Below are 19455 nucleotides of genomic sequence, written 5' to 3'. Positions count from 1 at the left end.
CCCGGCGATAACGGCACGGATAACCCCGCGCCGAGTCCGTAGGATCGGCGGCGTGGCGGAGGTCCTGGCAGTCGAGGTGACCGATCTGGTCAAGATCTACCGGCGGTCCGCCGGCGGGAACACCGCACGTCCGCGCTACCTGCGCGCCGGAACGCCCGGGGCCTCCGGAGGCCCCGCGACCATACCAAGATCTTCCCGGGCCCACGGGCGCCGCCAGGCGCACCCGCCCACCGAGACCAAACAGGGTGACGCGCCGCCGCCCGGGCGTGCCGACCGCGGCACGCAGACCCGCGGCACACAGACCATCGAGGGCCAGGTCCTCCCCGGCGGGGAGCGCGCGGCCCAGATCCGGGCGGTCGACGGCCTGTCGCTGAGCGTCTCGGTGGGTTCCGTCACCGCCGTGCTCGGGCCGAACGGCGCCGGCAAGACCACCACGATCGAGATCTGCGAGGGATTCCGGGCGGCCGACAGCGGCGAGGTCCGCGTCCTCGGTCTGGACCCGATCCGCGACGGCGCCGCGCTCCGCCCGCGGGTGGGTGTGATGTTGCAGGCTGGCGGCATGTACCCGGGCGCGCGCGCCGGCGAGATGCTGCGGCTGATCGCCGCGCACCATGCCAACCCGCTCGACGCGGGCGTCCTGATGGAACGCCTCGGGCTCGCCGAGGTTGCGGGCGTGCCGTTCCGCCGGCTCTCCGGCGGCCAGCAGCAGCGGCTCTCCCTCGCGATGGCCGTCGTCGGCCGGCCCGAGCTGGTCTTCCTCGACGAGCCGACCGCGGGCCTCGACGTCCAGGGCCGCCGCGACACCTGGGAGCTCATCGAGGAGCTGCGGCTGTCCGGGGTCACGGTCGTGCTCACCACCCACGCGATGGACGAGGCCGAGCGCCTCTCCGACCAGGTCGTGATCGTGAACCGGGGCCGGGTCGTCGCCGCCGGGTCGCCGGCCGAGCTGACCCGCGGCGGCGCCGAGGGCCAGCTGCGCTTCCGCGCGCCGGTCGGCCTCGACGTCGAGCGCCTGCTGCTGGCCCTGCCCGACGGCACGACCGGCCGGGAGGGGCCGTCCGGCCACTACCTGGTGCAGGGCACCGTCGACCCCCAGCTGCTCGCCGCGGTCACCGCGTGGTGCGCCAGCAACGGCGTGCTCGCCGAGGACCTGAGGGTCGAACAGCGCACCCTGGAGGACGTGTTCGTGGAGCTGACCGGCTCGGAGCTGGCGTCATGAGCGTGGCCGACACCGCCACGGCCGGCGCCGCGCCCGGCACCGTGCTTGATCTGCGCCCGGCGCCGGGCGCGGCGCCGCGGGCCCGGATGCTGGCCGCGCAGACCCGCCTCGAGCTCACACTCACCCTGCGCCGCGGCGAATCCGTCCTGCTCACCCTGATCATCCCGATCGGCCTGCTCGTCTTCTTCTCCGCCGTGGACGTCCTGCCGACCTCGACGACCACGCAGAGCTCAGTGGACTTCCTCGTCCCCGGGGTGCTCGCGCTGGCCGTGATGTCCACCGCGTTCACCGGCCAGGCCATCGCGACCGGGTTCGAGCGCTCCTACGGGGTGCTCAAGCGGCTGGGCGCGTCCCCGCTCCCCCGCTCGATCCTGCTCGCGGGCAAGACGCTGGCCGTGCTCGCGGTCGAGGTCGTCCAGCTCGTCCTGCTGGTCGCCGTCGGCTTCGCCCTCGGCTGGGACCCGGCCGACTCGGTCGCCAGCGCGGGCTGGGTGATCCTGCTCGTCCTGCTCGGGACGGCCGCCTTCTCCGGCCTGGGCCTGCTGATGGCCGGCACGCTGCGCGCCGAGGCGACACTCGCCGCCGCGAACGGCGTGTACCTGCTGCTGCTCCTGGTGGGCGGCGTGGTGTTCCCGCTGGACGAGCTGCCCGGCTGGATGCGGGTCGTCGCCGAGGCCCTGCCCACGGCCGCGCTGTCGGACGGGCTGCGCGCGGTGCTGGCCGACGGCTCCGGGCCGGGGGCGGGCAACCTGCTCGTGCTCGCACTGTGGTCGGTGGGCGCGCTGGGGCTCGCGGCGCGGCTGTTCCGCTGGGAATAGCCGGCCGGCGACCACGGCCCGCGCGCCGGTGCCGGGCCACCCGGTAGTGGCGGCGCGCACCCCTTGCCACGGACTCGGGCGGATTACTATGACCGCGATGCCAACTTCTACCGATCGTCGGAGCAAGCCCCGCGAGAGCGGCGGCGCCAGCCAGCCGGACACCACCACCGGCCGGCTACCGGTGATCGGGCTGCGCGCCTTCCGCCGGCTGACACTGGCCAGTGTCCTCCTGCTCGCCGCGATCGTGGTGAGCGGCGGCGCCGTCCGGCTGACCGGCTCCGGGCTGGGCTGCCCCACCTGGCCGCAGTGCGGCGACGGCTCCTTCACCCCGCACTCGGCGTACGCCCTCAACGGCGCCATCGAGTTCGGCAACCGGGTCGTCAGCATCGTCGTCGGCCTGGTCGTGCTGGCCCTGCCGATCGCGGCCCGGCGGCTGTGCGAACCGCGGCGGGACCTGCTGCTGCTCTCCCTCGGCCTGTGGCTCGGCTTCGTCGGCCAGGCGGTGCTCGGCGGGATCACGGTGCTGGTGAAGCTGCACCCGGCCACCGTCGCCGCGCACTTCCTGCTGTCGATGGTCCTGCTGTTCAACGCCGTGGCGCTGCACCGGCGGGCCCGTCAGGCCGCCGGCCCGACCCCGCCGGCGGTCCGCCCGGAGCTCCTCTGGCTCGCCCGGCTGCTGATGACCGTGGCCGGGGGCGTGCTCGTCCTGGGCACCGTCGTGACCGGCACCGGGCCGCACAGCGGCGACAGTGAGGACACGAAGCGGTTCGGCTTCGACATCGTCAACGTCGCCCAGCTCCACGCCGACGGCGCGATGATCCTCACCGGCCTCACCGTTGCGATGATCTTCGCCGTCCGGCTGACGCCCGCCCCCGCGGAGGCCCGCCGCAGCGCGAACGCCCTCGCGCTGACCGTCGTCGCCCAGGCCGCGATCGGCTTCACCCAGTACTTCGCCGGCATCCCGCCGCTGCTCGTCGCCCTGCACATGGCCGGCGCGACCATCATGTGGATCGTCACCGTCCAGCTGTGGCTGGCCATGAGCGAACGCCCCCCGGCGAGGGAGAGCGCCTGGACGGGCTCCCGCCAGGTCGCCGCGGGTTGACCTCCCCGCCGTAGCGGTCGGGCCAGCCGAGCTACCGGCCGCCGGGCCGCCAGAACGGGTCGCGGCCGATGAAGCCGAGCAGGCGGGTCTGGGCGTCCGAATCGTCGGGGACGGCGACCCGTGGCCCGTACTGGCCGGAGGATCGGATGACGTCCTCCATCTGTTCCATGCCGCCGAGCAGCAGGCCGCAGAAGCCAGCGTCGAGGCGACCGTCCTGGCCGGTGGCCCTGGCCAGGTCCCAGGTGTGCATGAATACGTCGGCCGTGTAGATCATGTCGGTGGCTGTGGCGACCGACAGCTCGCCCATGTGCGGGTTGCGAAGGGTCAGCGCGGCGGTGGTCGGGTCGTCGAGGAGCCGCTGGACAGCATCGGCGTGTGTCTGCCACGCCCGCACCGGGTCCTCGTCGACGGGTGGACCGTGCCGCAGGGCCGGCCCGCCGCCTGCATCAAGGAAGCCGGTGAACCATTCACACAGGTGACCGACCACGTCGCGGGCTACCCAACCGGCGACCGGCGCGGGGGCATCCCAGTCCCGGGTTCCGAGAACCCGGTCGGTAAAGGTGCCGGCGATCCGCCGGTGGCGCTCGGCCGGGCGGTCGGCGAGCGCCGTCAGTGCCACGGAGGATGCTGCCGGGGATGGGGGTCTCGTCCCCTCGGACGTCGTCATCGTGGGTTCCGCACTGTTCGGCGCGCCCGGATCAGACGGCACCGGAGGACACCAGGGCAGCCAGTTTGGCGTAGCCCTCGTCGATGCCGGTCTGCATGCCGCCGCGTAGCCAGGCGTCCCTGCTCTCGAAGCTGTCGACCAGCGACTGGGCGTGCAGCCGGGTGCGGCCGTCACCGAGGTCCTCGAACCACATCGTCTCCAGCGCCACGCTGTCCGGCTCGCCCTCGAAGGTGAAGGTCTGCACGATCCGGTCCGGGCGGACCTCATGGAAGCAGCCGCGGAAGCGAAAGTCGACACCGTCCCGACGGGCGACATAGCGCCAGCTTCCGCCGTTGGTGGCGTCCCAGTGCTCGATCGTCGTGTCCAACCCGTCCGGCCCGACCCACCGGGCGAACAGGGCCGGGTCGGTGTGCGCGCGGAAGAGCTGCTCCGGTGTGGCGGCGAAGTCCCGGGTGAGCCGGATCAGCGGTACCCGCGGGTCGGCTTCGATGCGGGTCGTCCCCGCGGTGGCGGTGCTGCTGTTGCTACTCATCAGGCTGTTCCCCTCATTGGCTGTTCGTCGTTCGTGCCCGCGTCCGGCCCGCCGCTCCCGGCGGTGGACGCCTCGTTCGCCGGACTGCCGTTCATCTCGGCCAGCACCGCGTCCAGGCGGCGGTAGCGCTGCTCGGCTCGGCGGCGGTACCGCTCTATCCACCCCGTCATCAGGTCGAGCACCTCGGCTTCGAGGTGCACAGGACTGCGATGGGCGCTCCCCGCCCGGGTGATCAGTCCCGCCTGCTCAAGCACCTTCAGGTGCTTCGACACCGCCTGGACGGACATGTCGTACGGCGCGGCGAGCTCGCCGACGGTGGCGTCGCCGGCCGTGAGCCGGGCGACCAGATCCCGCCGTGTCGGGTCCGTGAGCGCCGCGAAGAGTCGCGACAGCTGATCCACAAAACCTTCCCTCAACCGATCGGTTGACGATGACGGTAGGCGTGGGCGGCCAGGACGTCAACCATCAAGTTGAGAACCTGTTTTCCCTGCCTGGCGGGCAGCCGAAACAGGCGGCATCGTGCAGGCGCCGACACCGCACACAGATCGACGCACCATGACACCGCGCCACGCAGAGCCGCCGCTACGGCACCGTTATCGCCGCGCCGCGCGCCGCCGGCGATGGCGGGCAGGCTGTACTCGTCACCGGCGACGGCGAGGAACCGCTGTCCCGCCGCGGCCGGGCTGTTCATGGCCAGGAGATGCAACTCGGCGACGGCGCGGACGTCGACGACCCCGGAGTACAGGCGGGGGATGGCGGGCATGGCACCGGCGAGCAGGCGCCGTACCAGGTCGATGGAGCTGGCGTAGTCCGCGCCCAGCACCGGCCCGAAGATCCCGACCGGGTTGATCACCGCGAGTTCCAGCGTTCCGCCTTCGCGCCGCACGAAGTCCCACGCGGCGCGCTCGACGAGGGTCTTCGACTTCACGTACGCGCTGAGGCCGGGCTCGGCGGGATCGGTGACCACGTCCACGGCACGCATCTCCGCGTCGAGGTCCCCGCGATCACGGGCGGCCCACAGATCGGCCTTGGCCCGCAGGTAGCGAAGCCGAACAGGCCCACCCGTTCGTAGTAGCGCAGCGTCGGCTCGGTGAACCCCGTCCGCCGCGAGACCTCCTGAATCGTCATCATCATCCGCACGTCCGTCTCCGTCATGACTCCAGGCTGACGAACCTCAAGCGCTTCAGGTCAAGCGTGCGCCGAGCGCTGCCGACCGGCTCCGGAACCGACGACGCCCGTCACCCTGGATGCGGGTGACGGGCGGGAGCCAGCTAACAGCGGTACCGGATCAGGGGGGTGTCAGAGCAGCGCCGCGACGGCCAGGGCCGCGAAGAGGAGGGTCAGGTAGGTGATGGACATGTGGAACAGGCGCATCGGCTTGATCTCCTCGCCGCGCTTGGCGCGGGCGGCCATCCGGTGGGCCTCGGCGACGAACCAGGCGCCGAGCAGAACCGCCGGGACCAGGTACACCAGGCCGATGTCGGCCACGGGGGCGACGGCGAGGGAGACCGCGACCATCAGGTAGGAGTAGGCCAGGATGCGGCGGGTGACGACCTCGAGCGTGGCCACCACGGGGAGCATCGGGACGCCGGCGGCGGCGTAGTCGTCCTTGAAGCGGATCGCCAGCGCCCAGAAGTGCGGCGGCGTCCAGAAGAACACGACCGCGAAGAGCAGCACGGCGGGCCAGCCGACCGTGCCGGTCACGGCGGACCAGCCGATCAGCACCGGGAAGCAGCCCGCGGCGCCGCCGATGACGATGTTCGACGGGGAGCGTCGCTTGAGGCCGAGCGTGTAGACGAAGACGTAGAAGGCGATGGCCCCGACGGACAGCACGGCCGACGTCCAGTTGACCAGCAGGCCGAACATGAGGGTCGAGATGATGCCGAGGGCGATGCCGAAACGCAGCGCCTGGGCGGGTTCGACGACCTCCCGGACGAGCGGGCGGCGTTTCGTGCGGCCCATGAGCTGGTCGATGTCGCGGTCGACGTAGCAGTTGATCGTGTTGGCGCTGCCGGCGGAGAGGGTGCCGGCGAGCAGCGTCACCGCGATCAGCCACCAGGACGGCATCCCGCGCTCGGCGAGGAGCATGACCGGCACCGTGGAGACGAGGAGCAGCTCCACGACCCGCAGTTTCATCAGCGCTATGTAGGACCGGGCCCGGTCGGTCGCCCGGGCCAGTCGGCCCCGGGGAACGACCAGGACATCACCGGACGGCTCCGCCCCGGCGGCCGGCGCCGCGGGTACCGGGACGGCGGGTACCGGGACGGCGGCGGAGGTCACGGCAACACGCGGCGGTTGACCCGCGCCCGCGGCGGGAATGGCCCGCGGGGCAGGTCCCGCCGTGGCCGGACGGCCACCGCTCGACGTCACCGGGCGGCGGGGCAAGCCCTGCCGGTGGCGAACAACGGCCTCGGGAGACAGAACGACCTCGCGATCGGCGCGGTCATCCAGCGAACCGCGCGGGACGGTGCCCGAGAGAGGGCGTGGGTGGTGTTCTACGACGTGTCGGAGTCTAGCTGCCGGGAGCCGGGCAGTGCGCGTGGGCTGCGTCCCGATGGGGTCCGCACCCCGCGTGTGGGCGCCGTCCACCGGGGGCGCCGGGCTTGCTGTGCGCAGGCCGCGCGCGTCGCCGCCACCCGCGGCCGCGGGCTGGTGACGTCGGCGGCCGCGGCCGGGCGACGTCGGCTGCCGCGGCGGACGGCGGCAGGCCAGCGGAAAGCCAGTGTTCTTCGGCACGTTCCCGGTGTGCCACTCGGACACGGACACTGGGGTGAGGATCACGCATGCGGGTAGGGCCGAGGGCAGGGACATCTGGCACGGTCGCCGTAAGCAGTAAGGAAGGCGGCGCAAGGGCAGTGACGATTTCGGCCGGGACGCCCGCGTCCGCCGCACCTGGCCGCGCAATGGCGACGGAGGGCCGTCCGGCCGGGTGCGATCATTGTGGGGGACGAGCACCCATCGTGGGCCGCGCGACGACGCGCCGGTCCATCCGACGATCAGCCCATCCGACGATCAGCGGGCCCGGCGACGCCGGTGCCCGGCGGGGCCGCCCCGAACGATAAGCCCACCCACGGACCACTGCACCGACCGCACCACTGCGGCGCGACGACACGGCCGCGGAGAGGATTACGTCCGATGAGCAAGCCCCTGTCCGACCTGTCAGCCGCCGGCGTGGCGGTGTGGCTGGACGACATCAGCCGCGAGCGGATCCGGACCGGCAACCTCGCCGAGCTCGCCCGCACCCGCAGCGTCGTCGGCGTCACCAGCAACCCGACGATCTTCCAGAAGGCCATCGGCGGCGGTGAGACGTACAACGAGCAGCTCCGCGACCTGGCCGTTCGCGGGGTCGACGTGGGCGAGGCCGTCCGCGCGATCACCGCGGCGGACATCCGCGACGCCTGCGACATCCTGCGACCCGCCTACGACGCCAGCTCCGGCGTCGACGGCCGGGTCTCCCTCGAGGTCGACCCGCGGCTCGCGCACGAGACCGAGCGCACGGTCGCCGAGGCCCGTGCCCTGTGGTGGTCGGTCGACCGGCCGAACCTGTTCATCAAGATCCCGGCGACGAAGTCCGGCCTGCCGGCCATCACCGCGACGCTGGCGCAGGGCATCAGCGTGAACGTGACGCTGATCTTCGCGCTGGACCGCTACGAGGCCGTCATGGACGCGTTCATGACCGGCCTCGAGCAGGCCCTCGCCGCCGGCCGGGACATCTCCGACGTGGCCTCCGTCGCGTCCTTCTTCGTCAGCCGCGTCGACAGCGAGGTCGACGGCCGGCTCGCGAAGATCGGCACCCCGAAGGCGGAGGCCCTGCGTTCGAAGGCCGCGATCGCCAACGCCCGACTCGCCTACGAGCTGTACGAGAAGATCTTCAGCACGCCGCGCTGGGAGCGGCTCGCCGCCGCCGGCGGGAAGCCCCAGCGCCCGCTGTGGGCGTCGACGTCGACGAAGGACCCGGGGCTGCCGGACACCCTCTACGTGACGGAGCTGATCGCCCCGGGCACCGTCAACACGATGCCGGAGGCGACGCTCGAGGCGTTCGCCGACCACGGGGTCGTGCCCGGCGACACCATCACGCCCAACTACGAGGACGCCCGCGCCGTCCTGGCCGAGCTCGCCGAGCTCGGAGTGGACATGGCCGACGTCGTCGAGGTGCTGGAGGTCGAGGGCGTCCGCAAGTTCGAGGACTCCTGGAACCAGCTCCTCGACACCATCCGCGAGCAGCTCGGCTCCGCCGCGTCCTGACCGTTCCGCCGGTCCGGCCCCGTCCGCCCGACCCGTCCGTCCGACCTCCTCCGCCCGGCCGCGCCATCCCGCCTGGGCAGACCGGGCCGGCCGGCGGGAGTATCGGGGAGGCGGACCGGCGGTGACACGGGCCGCGGTCACCATGAATCGCGAGCACCACGAACTGTGAAGGGGGAACGGGTGGCGTCCACCGCTAGTGGCAACCCACTGCGGGATCCACGGGACCGGAGGCTGCCGCGGCTACCGGACAACAGCGCGCTGGTGGTTTTCGGCGCGACCGGTGACCTGGCCCGCAAGAAGCTCATACCGGCCGTCTACGATCTCGCGAACCGGGGGCTGCTCCCGCCGGGTTTCGTCCTGGTCGGCTTCGCCCGCCGGGACTGGAGCGACGACGAGTTCGCCGCCTTCGCCCGCGAGTCGGCGGAACGCGGCGCCCGGACACCGTTCCGCGAGGACACCTGGGAGCGGCTCGCCGGCTCCCTGCGGTTCTGCCAGGGCTCGTTCTCCGACGACGCCGCGTTCGACGGCCTCGCCGCGACGCTGACCGACCTGGAGCACAGCCACGGGATCCGGGGCAACGCGGCCTTCTACCTGTCGATCCCGCCGACGGCTTTTCCCGTCGTCCTCAAGCAGATGCAGCGGACGGGCCTGGCCTCCAACGAGGCCGCGGGCGGCTGGCGCCGGGTCGTCATCGAGAAGCCGTTCGGGCACGACCTGGAGTCCGCGCGCGAACTGAACTCGCTGGTCGACGACGTCTTCACCCCCGACGACGTCTTCCGCATCGACCACTACCTGGGCAAGGAGACGGTTCAGAACCTCTTCGCCCTGCGGTTCGCCAACACCCTTTTCGAGCCGATCTGGAACTCCCACTTCGTCGACTCGGTGCAGATCACCATGGCCGAGGACGTCGGCATCGGCACCCGGGCCGGCTTCTACGACGAGACCGGCGCGGCCCGCGACGTCCTGCAGAACCACCTGCTGCAACTGCTGGCGCTCACCGCGATGGAGGAGCCGGTCAGTTTCGGCGCGGACACCATCCGCACCGAGAAGCTGAAGGTCCTGCGGGCGGTGTCGCTGCCCGACGACTACGCCACGTTCGCCGTGCGCGGGCAGTACTCGCAGGGTTGGCTCGCCGGCGAGCGGGTCCGCGGCTACCTTGAGGAAGCCGACATCCCGGCGGACTCGACGACGGAGACCTTCGTCGCGGTGAAGCTCGGCGTCGAGACGCGGCGCTGGGCCGGCGTGCCGTTCTACCTGCGGACGGGCAAGCGCCTGCCGCGGCGGGTCACCGAGATCGCGATCACCTTCACCAAGGCGCCGCACCTGCCGTTCGACGAGACCGACACCGCCGAGCTGGGCAACAACCAGCTGGTGATCCGGGTGCAGCCGGACGAGGGCGTCACGCTGCGCTTCGGCTCGAAGGTCCCCGGCTCGGCCATGGAGGTGCGCGACGTCGCCATGGACTTCCTGTTCGGCGAGGCGTTCACCGAGGCGCTGCCCGAGGCCTACGAGCGCCTGATCCTGGACGTCCTGCTCGGCGACGCGACGCTGTTCCCGAACAACGCCGAGGTCGAGGAGTCGTGGCGGATCATCGACCCGCTCGAGGAGTTCTGGCGGAGCACGAAGCCGCACACGTACCGGGCCGGGAGCTGGGGCCCGGCGGCGGCCGACGACATGCTCGCCCGCGACGGCCGCCGGTGGCGCCGGCCATGACCCGCTATCCGCGCCACGCCGAAGGGAGACTGTCATGACCACCCTGTGGGACACCACCGGATCGGCGGTGGTCAAGGCGCTGTCCGCCGAGCGGCGGGCCGCCGGCGCGCTCGCGTTCGGCCTGGCGCTGACGCTCGTGGTGGTCGTGGACGAGCAGCACGTCAGCCAGGCGGAGAGCGCCGCCACCGCGGCCGCCGCCGCCCACCCGTGCCGGCTGCTGATCGTCGTGCGCCGGCAGATCGACTCGCCGCACCCTCGGCTGGACGCCGAGGTGTCGATCGGCGGCCGGCTGGGGCCCGGCGAGGCCGTCGTGATGCGGATGTCGGGCCGGCTCGCGCTGCACGCCGAGTCGGTCGTGCTCCCGCTGCTCGCGCCGGACGCCCCCGTGGTCACCTGGTGGTACGACGCTCCCCCGGAGAAGATCGCCTACGACCCGCTCGGCGTGTTCGCCGACCGCCGGGTCACCGGGACCTACGCGGCCCACGACCCGCTGGCCGCGTTGCTGCAGCGGGCCGAGGACTTCGTCCCCGGTGACACCGACCTGGCCTGGACCCGCATCTCGGGGTGGCGCACCCTGCTGGCGGCCGCGTTCGACCAGGTCTCCGAGCCGGTGGGGCCGGCGACGGTCGTCAGCGAGCCGGGCAACCCCAGCGCCCGCCTGTTCGCCGGCTGGCTGCAGGCGAAGCTGCGGGTCCCGGTAACGATCACCGACGCGCCGGGTAAGAAGGGCATCCAGAGCGTCCGCCTGGCGGTGGGCGACGGCGAGCTCTCACTGGCCCGCACGGACAGCCGTTCGGCCGGTATCACCCGCACGGGTTACCCGACCAGGGTGCTGCCGCTGCCCGAACGAGGGCTGGGTGACCTGCTCGCGGAGGAGCTGCGCCGCCTCGACGACGACAGCGTGTACGCCGAGGCGCTCTCGGCCTGGAGCGGCGTCCCGGATCTGAACAGCCGACCGCTGCACCGCGAGCACATCTGGCGCGATCCGGCGCTGGAGCGCTCCGAGGCGGCACTCGCGGCGATCCCACCCACGCCGATCCCGCCCGCGGCGTCGTGACGCCGTCCGTGCCCGCGGGCGGCGGGCCCGCTCCGGAACCGCCCACGGTGGTCGTCCACGCGGACGCCGGCGTGCTCGCGCGGGCGGCGGCGGCGCGGCTCATCACCGCGCTGGTGGACGCCCAGGCGGCGCGCGGCGAGGCCTCGATCGTGCTCACCGGCGGCGGCATCGGCGTGGCGCTGCTGCGCGCGGTGCGGGCCAGCCCCGCGGTGGACGCGGTCGACTGGGCCCGGGTGGACGTCTGGTGGGGCGACGAGCGCTTCGTGCCGGCGGACTCCCCCGACCGCAACGACCAGCAGGCCCGGGAGGCGCTGCTCGCGCACGTTCCGGTGGACCCGACGCGGGTCTTCCCCATGGGCCACCTCGCGGGAGCGGGCGGCGGCGGTGTCGCCGAGCCGGAGACGGCCGCCGCGGCGTACGCGGAGACGCTCGCGGCGCGGGCGGTGGCCGGTTCCGCCGTTCCGGCGTTCGACGTCCTGCTGCTCGGGCTCGGGCCGGAGACGCACGTCGCGTCGATCTTCCCCGACTCGCCGGCGGCCGTGGCCACCGGGACGGTGACCGCCGTCCGGGACTGCCCGAAACCGCCGCCCACCCGGGTGACACTGACGTTCCCCGCGCTGCGGGCCGCCCGTGAGGTCTGGGTGGTCGTCGCCGGGGAGGAGAAGGCCGAGGCGGTGGCGAACGCGCTGACGCCCGGCGCGGATCCGGTGGCCTTCCCGGCCGCCGGCGCGGTGGGCCGGGAGCGCACGCTCTGGCTGGTGGACCGCGCCGCCGCGTCCCGGCTCTGAGCGAACTCTGAGCGAAACTCCCGCGGAGGTCGCGGACAGGCGCGACCCCCGCGGGAGGCAGGGGCGACCGGGGAAGCCGGCCGTGCCCGGTTCAGGCCGGGATCTCGTTCAGGCCAGGATCTTCGTCTTCTCCCGTTCGAACTCGTTGGTGCTGATGACGCCGTGGTCGCGGAGGTCCGCAAGCCGGCTGAGCTCGTCGGCGGCGCTCGGCCGGCCGGCGGCCGCGCGGACCTCGGTGCGCCACATGTCGGCCTGGGATGCCACCTGCCGGGCCTGGCGGTCGTGCATGGAGCTGCCCCTGACGATCAGGTAGGCCAGCAAACCGATCAGCGGCAGGACAATGATCAGCACCGTCCAGCCGGCCTTGCCCCACCCGGAGAGATCATGGCTGCGGAAGACATCCGTGATCACCGTGAACATCAGGAACAGCCACATCGTGAAACAGAAGAACCACAGCATGTAAAGGAAGACACTGAGCAACGGGAAGTCGGGGTCCACCATTCCTCCTCTCACCGTCGCGGCCCACCGGACCGCGGCACCGCGGCCGCGGATCGGGCGACGCGGCGGCCGCCGGCCGGAGCTCACGGGCACTCCGCCGGCGTGACCGACCTGCCGGCGAGACCCGACTCATACCCACTCGGTGCGCCGCGGCGCACCGCCACGCTCACCCAGCGGGGGTGAACCGGCCGGCACCGGCCCCGCCGGTCAGCGCCGGGTGAGAACGCCGGTACCCGTTGAGTTGATATTCGTCGCGGGGAAGGTGTAGGCCAGCCGGCCGTCGGGGCGCAACGCCAGCACGAGCCGTTCGGCGCCACGACACAGCGCGCCCGAGCGGAACAGCCGTTCCTGGACGGTGACGCGGTCAGCGCCGGCCTCCAGGAGGCGCAGCCGCGCGGCGCAGCCGTCCGTCGGATAGTCGCTGTCACCGACGATCTCGCCGATGCCGCCGCGCCTGAGCACGATCTCGACGCCGAACTCGATCGGCCCCTGGGTCACCGATCCGACCCACGTGCCGGCCATGCCGGCGGGCAGCAGGTCGGCGGCGGGCGGCGGGCCGGCTGTGGACGGTGGGCCGGCTGTGGACGGTGGGCCGGCTGTGGACGGTGGGCGCTCGTCCCGCGCGGCCCAGAGCAGCCCGGCGGCGACCAGGACAAGCACGAGCCCCACACCGGCGGCGAGCGCGACCAGTGGACGGCGCCGGCGCGGGCCGTCCGGGAGAGGCACCGGCCACGGCGCAGGCACTGGCCGCACTGGTGGCACTGGTGGCACTGGCCGCGGGGCGGACCCGGCCATTGGCGGGGCGGCCGTCTGCCGCCGCGCTGGCCGGGCGGCGGGCAGCTCGGTCGGTGGTCGCGTGGTCGGTGGTCGCGTGGTCGATGGTCGCGTGGTCGATGGTCGCGCGGCAGCATTGTCCGGCTCGCCGGGGACCAGCCGCAGTACGCGGGTGAGCAGGACCTCCGCGCCCTCCGCGCTCAGCCTCGCCTGTGGGTTCTTGACCAGCAGGCCGCCGATCGCCGGCCACAGCGCGTCGGTGTCCGTCAGCGCGGGTGGATCGACGTGCAGGACCGCGCCGAGGGTGAGCGGCACCGTCTCGCGGGCGAACGGCGGGATGCCGCCGGCGGCGAAGTAGAGGGTGGCGCCGAGGGAGAACAGGTCGGCCGCGAGCGAGGCCGGGCCCCGGGTGATCCGTTCCGGCGCGAGGTAGGCGGGGGTTCCCGCACTGCCGCTCGCGCCTGCGTCGGTCGTGTCCGCGACGTTGGTGGCGATGCCGAAGTCGGTGAGCAGCACCCGCCCGTCGTCGGCGAGCAGGATGTTCGACGGCTTCACGTCACGGTGCAGGAGGCCGACCCGCTGGCCGGCGGTCAGCGCGTCCAGGACGGCGAGCCCGATCTCGGCCACCCGGCGCGGCGGCAGCGGTCCGCCGCGGCGGACCGCTGTGTCCAGCGACGTGGCGGCGACCAGCTCCATGACGATCCACGGCAGGCCGCCGTCCTGGATGACGTCGGTCACCGAGACCACGTGCGGGTTCGCCCGCAGCTGGGCGGCGTTGCGGGCCTCGCGCACGGCCGCGGCCAGCCGTTGCGGGTCGGCGCCGTCCGGGCCCGGAGCACCCGCGCGGCCGCCGATCCAGATGGCCTTCACGGCCACCTCGGCCCGCAGCAGCACGTCGAGGGCGCGCCACACCGTGCCCATCGAGCCGGCGCCGACGCATTCGATCAGCCGGTAGCGGCCGGCGACGACCCGGCCGGCGACGATCGATCCGGTGGAGCCGATCATCTCTGCCGGGCCCGGGCCGGACGAACCGCCGTCACGCGGCATCGCCGGCCCGGTGCCCTGCGGTGCGCCGGTCAGTTGGCCGGCGCGCCCCGCAGCTTCGCCAGCGCCTCGGCCAGGATCGCCTCGCCGTCCTTCTCGTTGCGACGCTCCCGCACGTAGGCGAGGTGTGTCTTGTACGGCTCCGTCTTCGGCGGGGCGGGCGTGTTCTCACGGTCCCGCCCGGCCGGGAAGCCGCAGCTCGGACAGTCCCACGTGTCCGGGATGGAGGCGTCGGCCGCGAAGGCCGGTTTCGTCTCGTGCTCGTTGGCGCACCAGAAGGAAATCCGCTGCCGAGGGGCGGTCTCGCCCCGCTCGGCCTCCCCCATCGGCCCTGCCCCGACCCGGCTCCCCCGGATGGCGTTGCCACCTGCCACGGCCCGCGTGCTCCTTCGTCTCGTCCCATGGGTGGTAGCTCGGCGGTCGGCCCCCCGCGGCCGGACCACCCACGTCCGAACCGCCACCGTAGACGTCCTCAGCACCCCCCGGCACTTGTCGAGCACGTCTGTTCCGGAGTGTAGGCCGGGAGGTCCACCACGGGTTGCACCGACCACCCTCACCGGGGCTTCCTAATACGTGAGGGGGCCCCTAGGGGCCCCCTCACGGGTGTGCGACTGGTCCCGCCGCCGGTCCGGAGACCCTCAGGGACCGAGCGAAACCGCTGTGGGATCGGCGGTTCCCAGCGACGGCACGATCGTGAACGCCTGTACCGCCGAGCTACGCAGCCGCGACGTGTGGGTGACCGCGAGGGGCACGACCGCGGCGTCGTTCAGCACCGTTCGCTCCAGCCCGGCCCAGTCCGTGGCGGCGTCGTCCTCGGAGGAGGCCGTCACGGCGGACTCGTAGCGGGCAAGGAGGTCCGGACGGCGGTAGCCGCCGTCGGCCGGCCGGGCGCCCACCCAGGCCTCGTCCAGCAGCGGCTCGTAGACGGTACGACCGGCGTCGCCGAACCAGTCCGGGGTGATCGTGGTCAGGGCGAGGTCCCAGAACTGCCCGCCCGGGCTCGACGCGGCCGCCGTGTACTGCGCGCCGGTGCGGATGCGCAGGTCGAGGCGGATTCCGGCGCGGGCGAACACGGCACGCAGCGCCTCGGCCACCGCCGTGTCGGTGGCGCTGTCCGTGGTCAGCAGGGACAGCGCCGTCACCTTCCCGCCCGGGTTGTTCGCGAGGCCGTCGGCGCAGCGCCGTGAGTCCCCGGAGCCGTCCCCGGCCGGGAAGGGGTTGTACGTCTCGTAGCCGGTCATCGGCGACTGCAGGAGCTGGGCCGTCGCCGTGGCGAGCGTGGGGCCGCCCAGCGCGGCGGCCACCGCCGTTCGGTCGATGCAGTAGGCCAGCGCCTCCCGGGCCTGCTGGTCGCGCAGGGCCGCCGCGGACGGCCCGTTGAGCCCGACGACGAGGGCGACGACCGGGCCGGTCGGAGCGACCACGAGCTTCCTGTCGGCACTCTCGACCAGTCGGGCCAGGTCGTCGGCGGGGATGTCGCCGCTCAGGGCCATGTCCGCGTCACCGGCCTCGATGCGCGCCGTGATGGTCGCCGGGTCGAGCCCGTCGGTGACGGTGATGTGGTCGGGCAGCGCCCGCCGGATGCCGTCCGAGGAGCCGCTCCAGGCCGGGTTGCGGGACAGCCGGTAGCCACCGCCGGGCTCCGACACGAACCGGTACGGCCCGTCGGAGATCAGGTTGTCGAGGTACTGCTGGGAGTCCGGCGGGTAGGCCAGGGCCTCCAGCGGCACCGGCGAGCTGGCCGGCAGGGCCAGGATGTCCACGAAGTCGTTGACCGGCTTGATCAGGTGGAACGCGAGGGTGTCGTCGCCGATGACCTCGATCCCGGGGACGGTGCCGCTCTCGATCAGCGCGGGGGCGTCGGCCACCGGCGCCGCGGCGAGCTCGGCGCAGTACTCGGCGAAGCCGACGACCGTCGCCGCGTAGTACCCGCGCAGTGGGGAGGGCGACGGCGGCGCGCACATCCGCTTGAGGCCGCGGGCGACGTCCGTCGCGGTGATCCGGCGCTGGTTCGGGGTGTTCCACCGGGCCGCCGAGCGCAGCCGCACGGTGTAGACGGTGCCGCCCATGGTCACCACGGGGGCACCGGCCGCGAGGTCGGGGCGCGGGATCGTCGACCTGGCGGTGTCGGCGTCGGCGGGGTAGCTGTAGAGCTGGCGGGTCACCAGCCGGGCGAACGCCCGCTCCCCCGGCTCGTCGGCCCACCCGGGGTCGCCGGTCGGCATCCGCCCGGTCAGCAGGCGCAGCGTGCCGCCGGGCTTCTCGAGCGGGGAGGCGGTCGTCGGCGGCGTGGTCGGGCTCGCCGCCATCGGGCCCGGCGTCGGGTCCGACTCGCCGCTGCATCCCGCGACAGTGAGCAGGGCGACCGTGGTCAGGAGGGCGGTGAGCAGGGCGGCGATCCCTCGGGCATGACCGAGCCGCCGCCCCGGAGAGGCGTTCAATTCTTCAGGAGCAGACCGAGACCGATAATGCAGGTGATCCACAAGAGTGCCACCGCGACGGTGAGGCGGTCGAGATTCTTCTCGACCACGGACGATCCCCCCAGTGACGAGGAGACACCGCCCCCGAACAGTGTCGACAGACCGCCGCCCTTGGCCCGGTGCAGCAGCACCAGCAGCACCAACAGCACACTCGCGACAATCAGGGCGATCGACAGACCGACCGTCATCTAGACCAGCTCCCGCTCCTCGGGGACGTGGCAGGCGACCCGGTGGCCGGGTCGAGCCTCCCAGCGGAGCCTCGCCACCGTCCTACGCACCTCCTCCGCCTTTCCAGCAACGTGTGGTGGGCCCGTACCGTCGCACCCGATCGGGCTACTCGACGATCGTGCAAACGTACATGACACCGCCCGGTCACCGATGTGGCACACCCCGGGACGGCTCGTGCGCGGCCGGCCGCGGGCGCGCACCGGTGGCGGACAGCCCCCGCTACGCCGCCGGACCGCTGCGGATGATGCCGACGAACTCCTCGGCGACCAGGCTCGCACCGCCGACCAGACCGCCGTCCACGTCGGGCATGGTGAACAGCTCGGCCGCGTTGGCGGCCTTCACCGAGCCGCCGTAGAGGACCCGGATGCCGGCCGCGATCGGCTCGCCGTACAGCTTTGTGAGCTGGCCGCGCACGGCGGCGCACATGTCCTGCGCGTCCTGGGCGGAGGCGGTGCGCCCGGTACCGATCGCCCAGACCGGCTCGTAGGCGACGACGAGTGTGGCCGCCTGCTCCGCGCTCACACCGGCCAGCGAGCCCTCGAGCTGTGCCAGGACGTGCTCGACATGCGTTCCGGCGGCGCGGATGTCCTCGTGCTCGCCGACGCACAGGATCGGCGTGATGTTGTGCTTGTAGGCCGCCAGGACCTTCGAGGCGACCAGCGCGTCGTCCTCGTGGTGGTACGTGCGCCGCTCGGAGTGCCCGACGACGACGTACGAGCAGCCAAGCCTGGACAGCATCGGCCCGCTGATGTCGCCGGTGTAGGCGCCCGAGCCGTGCGGGGAGAGATCCTGGCCGCCGTAGCCGACGGCGAGCTTGTCGCCGTCGATCAGCGTCTGGACGCTGCGCAGGTCGGTGAACGGCGGCAGAAAGACCACCTCGACCCGCTCGAGTTCGGCGGGCTTGAGGTCGAAGGCGACCTTCTGCACCAGCGCGATGGCCTCGAGGTGGTTGAGGTTCATCTTCCAGTTGCCGGCGACCAGCGTCCGCCGGCCGGTTCCGGCCGACCCGCGGGCGGGTGCCCCCTTCGCCACGTCCCTGCTTCCCTTCCTCGGTGAAAGTGTGGAGATCAGACTCGGTGGTGCTCAGACGTCGAGCGCGGCGAGGCCCGGGAGCGTCTTGCCCTCCAGGTACTCCAGGCTCGCGCCGCCGCCGGTGGAGATGTGGCTGAAGTCGTCCTCCGGGATGCCGAGGGTGCGCACCGCGGCGGCCGAGTCGCCGCCACCGACGACCGAGAAGCCGCCGCCGGCCGCGACCGCCTCGGCGACCCCGCGGGTACCCTCCGCGAACGGCGCGAACTCGAACACGCCCATCGGGCCGTTCCAGAAGATCGTCGCCGCACCGGCGACCACGCGCGCGAACGCGGCGGTGGATGCCGGCCCGATGTCGAGGCCGAGCCAGCCGTCCGGGATCGCGTCGGCGGCGACGACGGCGGTCTCCGCGTCGGCGGCGAACCGGTCGGCGACCACCACGTCGGTGGGCAGCACGAGCCGGTCACCGGCCTCGGCCAGCAGGTCCTTGCAGGTGTCGATCATCTCGCTCTCCAGGAGCGAGGCGCCGACCGGGTGCCCGAGGGCCGCCAGGAAGGTGAAGCACATGCCGCCGCCGACGAGGAGCGTGTCCACCTTCGGCAGCAGGGCCCGGATGACGCCGAGCTTGTCCGACACCTTCGACCCGCCGAGCACGACGGCGTACGGCCGGGCCGGCGCCGCGGTCAGCGCCCGCAGCACCTCGAGCTCGGTCAGCACCAGCCGGCCGGCGGCGTGCGGGAGGCGCTTGGGCACCTCCGACACGCTCGCGTGGGCCCGGTGCACCGCGCCGAACGCGTCGCCGACGTAGAACTCGGCGAGCGCCGAGAGCTCGTCGGCGAAGGTCGCGCGGGCGACGGTGTCCTTGCTGGTCTCGCCCGGGTGGAAGCGCAGGTTCTCCAGCAGGGCCACCTGGCCCTCGGCGAGCTGCCCGACCACCTCCCGGGCCCGGTCACCGGCGATGTCGCCGCCGCCGTCCCCGGCGAACGCCACCGGGACGCCGAGCAGCTCGGCGAGCCGCTCGGCGACCGGGGCGAGGGAGTACTTCTCCTCCGGGGCCCCCTTGGGACGTCCCAGATGCGAGCAGACGATCACCTTCGCGTTCCGGTCCAGAAGAGCCTGGATGGTCGGCACGCTCGCGCGCACCCGGCCGTCGTCGGTGATGCGCGGCGCGCCCTTGGAATGGTCCAGGGGCACGTTGAGATCACTGCGGACAAGTACGCGGTGACCGGTGACCTGCAGGTCGTCGATCGTCCTCACGCTG

At 73.1% G+C, this 19455-nt stretch carries 20 protein-coding genes; 7 read left to right on the top strand and 13 right to left on the bottom strand.

Annotated elements, in window-relative coordinates; genetic code table 11:
- The first annotated feature begins 52 nt into the window (after positions 1–52).
- From AC559T_RS27045 to AC559T_RS27035, 3 genes are all read left to right on the top strand, one after another.
- Positions 53–1219: an ABC transporter ATP-binding protein gene (locus AC559T_RS27045; protein ID WP_498870506.1), complete on the top strand. Its 1167-nt coding sequence runs from the start codon at positions 53–55 to the stop codon at positions 1217–1219.
- Positions 1216–2037: an ABC transporter permease gene (locus AC559T_RS27040; RefSeq protein WP_498870505.1), complete on the top strand. Its 822-nt coding sequence runs from the start codon at positions 1216–1218 to the stop codon at positions 2035–2037. Before AC559T_RS27045 ends, AC559T_RS27040 begins: the two co-directional genes overlap by 4 nt.
- 88 nt (positions 2038–2125) lie before the next feature.
- Positions 2126–3139 carry a COX15/CtaA family protein gene (locus tag AC559T_RS27035; protein WP_235014238.1) on the top strand — a complete coding sequence of 338 codons (1014 nt, stop codon included), beginning with the start codon at positions 2126–2128 and terminating at the stop codon, positions 3137–3139.
- A gap of 31 nt (positions 3140–3170) precedes the next feature.
- Here AC559T_RS27035 and AC559T_RS27030 read toward each other — a convergent pair whose 3' ends face one another.
- The 6 genes from AC559T_RS27030 to AC559T_RS27005 form a co-directional block, all read right to left on the bottom strand.
- Entirely contained in the window at positions 3171–3806 is a 636-nt protein-coding gene (locus AC559T_RS27030; RefSeq protein WP_498870504.1) for a TIGR03086 family metal-binding protein, read from the bottom strand.
- A gap of 31 nt (positions 3807–3837) precedes the next feature.
- Positions 3838–4338 (bottom strand): SRPBCC family protein, encoded by a 501-nt coding sequence (locus AC559T_RS27025; protein WP_071065505.1) that lies wholly within the window; start codon positions 4336–4338, stop codon positions 3838–3840.
- Positions 4338–4739, bottom strand: a complete 402-nt coding sequence (locus AC559T_RS27020) for an ArsR/SmtB family transcription factor (RefSeq protein WP_071065506.1) — start codon at positions 4737–4739, stop codon at positions 4338–4340. Before AC559T_RS27020 ends, AC559T_RS27025 begins: the two co-directional genes overlap by 1 nt.
- Positions 4740–4750: 11 nt before the next feature.
- Positions 4751–5320, bottom strand: a complete 570-nt coding sequence (locus AC559T_RS27015; protein WP_498870503.1) for a Rossmann-fold NAD(P)-binding domain-containing protein — start codon at positions 5318–5320, stop codon at positions 4751–4753.
- Positions 5263–5466 carry a MerR family DNA-binding transcriptional regulator gene (locus AC559T_RS27010; RefSeq protein WP_498870512.1) on the bottom strand — a complete coding sequence of 68 codons (204 nt, stop codon included), beginning with the start codon at positions 5464–5466 and terminating at the stop codon, positions 5263–5265. Before AC559T_RS27010 ends, AC559T_RS27015 begins: the two co-directional genes overlap by 58 nt.
- Before the next feature lie 171 nt (positions 5467–5637).
- Positions 5638–6618, bottom strand: coding sequence for a heme o synthase (locus AC559T_RS27005; protein ID WP_071065509.1), 981 nt, complete (start codon positions 6616–6618; stop codon positions 5638–5640).
- Between the two features lie 855 nt (positions 6619–7473).
- Here AC559T_RS27005 and tal point away from each other — a divergent pair.
- The 4 genes from tal (at position 7474) to pgl (ending at position 12141) form a co-directional block, all read left to right on the top strand.
- Positions 7474–8583, top strand: a complete 1110-nt coding sequence (gene tal, locus AC559T_RS27000; protein WP_112107435.1) for a transaldolase — start codon at positions 7474–7476, stop codon at positions 8581–8583.
- Between the two features lie 180 nt (positions 8584–8763).
- Positions 8764–10296, top strand: coding sequence for a glucose-6-phosphate dehydrogenase (gene zwf / locus AC559T_RS26995; RefSeq protein WP_020459676.1), 1533 nt, complete (start codon positions 8764–8766; stop codon positions 10294–10296).
- Between the two features lie 34 nt (positions 10297–10330).
- On the top strand, positions 10331–11353 hold the full coding sequence (locus AC559T_RS26990; RefSeq protein ID WP_071065512.1) for a glucose-6-phosphate dehydrogenase assembly protein OpcA: 1023 nt from the start codon (positions 10331–10333) through the stop codon (positions 11351–11353).
- Positions 11350–12141: a 6-phosphogluconolactonase gene (gene pgl / locus AC559T_RS26985; RefSeq protein ID WP_498870502.1), complete on the top strand. Its 792-nt coding sequence runs from the start codon at positions 11350–11352 to the stop codon at positions 12139–12141. Before AC559T_RS26990 ends, pgl begins: the two co-directional genes overlap by 4 nt.
- Before the next feature lie 108 nt (positions 12142–12249).
- Here pgl and AC559T_RS26980 read toward each other — a convergent pair whose 3' ends face one another.
- From AC559T_RS26980 to AC559T_RS26950, 7 genes are all read right to left on the bottom strand, one after another.
- Positions 12250–12639, bottom strand: a complete 390-nt coding sequence (locus AC559T_RS26980; RefSeq protein ID WP_071065641.1) for a PLDc N-terminal domain-containing protein — start codon at positions 12637–12639, stop codon at positions 12250–12252.
- A 207-nt stretch (positions 12640–12846) separates the two neighbouring features.
- Entirely contained in the window at positions 12847–14460 is a 1614-nt protein-coding gene (locus tag AC559T_RS26975; protein WP_498870501.1) for a serine/threonine-protein kinase, read from the bottom strand.
- Positions 14461–14489: 29 nt separating this feature from the next.
- Positions 14490–14831, bottom strand: coding sequence for an RNA polymerase-binding protein RbpA (locus AC559T_RS26970; protein ID WP_020459671.1), 342 nt, complete (start codon positions 14829–14831; stop codon positions 14490–14492).
- Positions 14832–15095: 264 nt separating this feature from the next.
- Positions 15096–16898 carry an ABC transporter substrate-binding protein gene (locus tag AC559T_RS26965; RefSeq protein WP_112107431.1) on the bottom strand — a complete coding sequence of 601 codons (1803 nt, stop codon included), beginning with the start codon at positions 16896–16898 and terminating at the stop codon, positions 15096–15098.
- Positions 16895–17125 (bottom strand): preprotein translocase subunit SecG, encoded by a 231-nt coding sequence (secG, locus tag AC559T_RS26960; protein WP_018503306.1) that lies wholly within the window; start codon positions 17123–17125, stop codon positions 16895–16897. The genes AC559T_RS26965 and secG overlap by 4 nt, the downstream gene beginning before the upstream one ends.
- 259 nt (positions 17126–17384) lie before the next feature.
- Entirely contained in the window at positions 17385–18197 is an 813-nt protein-coding gene (tpiA, locus tag AC559T_RS26955) for a triose-phosphate isomerase (protein ID WP_112107428.1), read from the bottom strand.
- A 51-nt stretch (positions 18198–18248) separates the two neighbouring features.
- Positions 18249–19451, bottom strand: a complete 1203-nt coding sequence (locus AC559T_RS26950; protein ID WP_071065516.1) for a phosphoglycerate kinase — start codon at positions 19449–19451, stop codon at positions 18249–18251.
- Between the last annotated feature and the right edge of the window lie 4 nt (positions 19452–19455).

Origin of the sequence: Frankia sp. Hr75.2 (genome assembly GCF_949319125.1) — a bacterium.
In the GTDB taxonomy this organism is placed as follows: Bacteria; Actinomycetota; Actinomycetes; order Frankiales; family Frankiaceae; genus Parafrankia; species Parafrankia soli.
The sequence above is the reverse complement of the archived record's forward strand: the minus strand, read 5'-3'. Positions and strand labels throughout refer to the sequence as shown.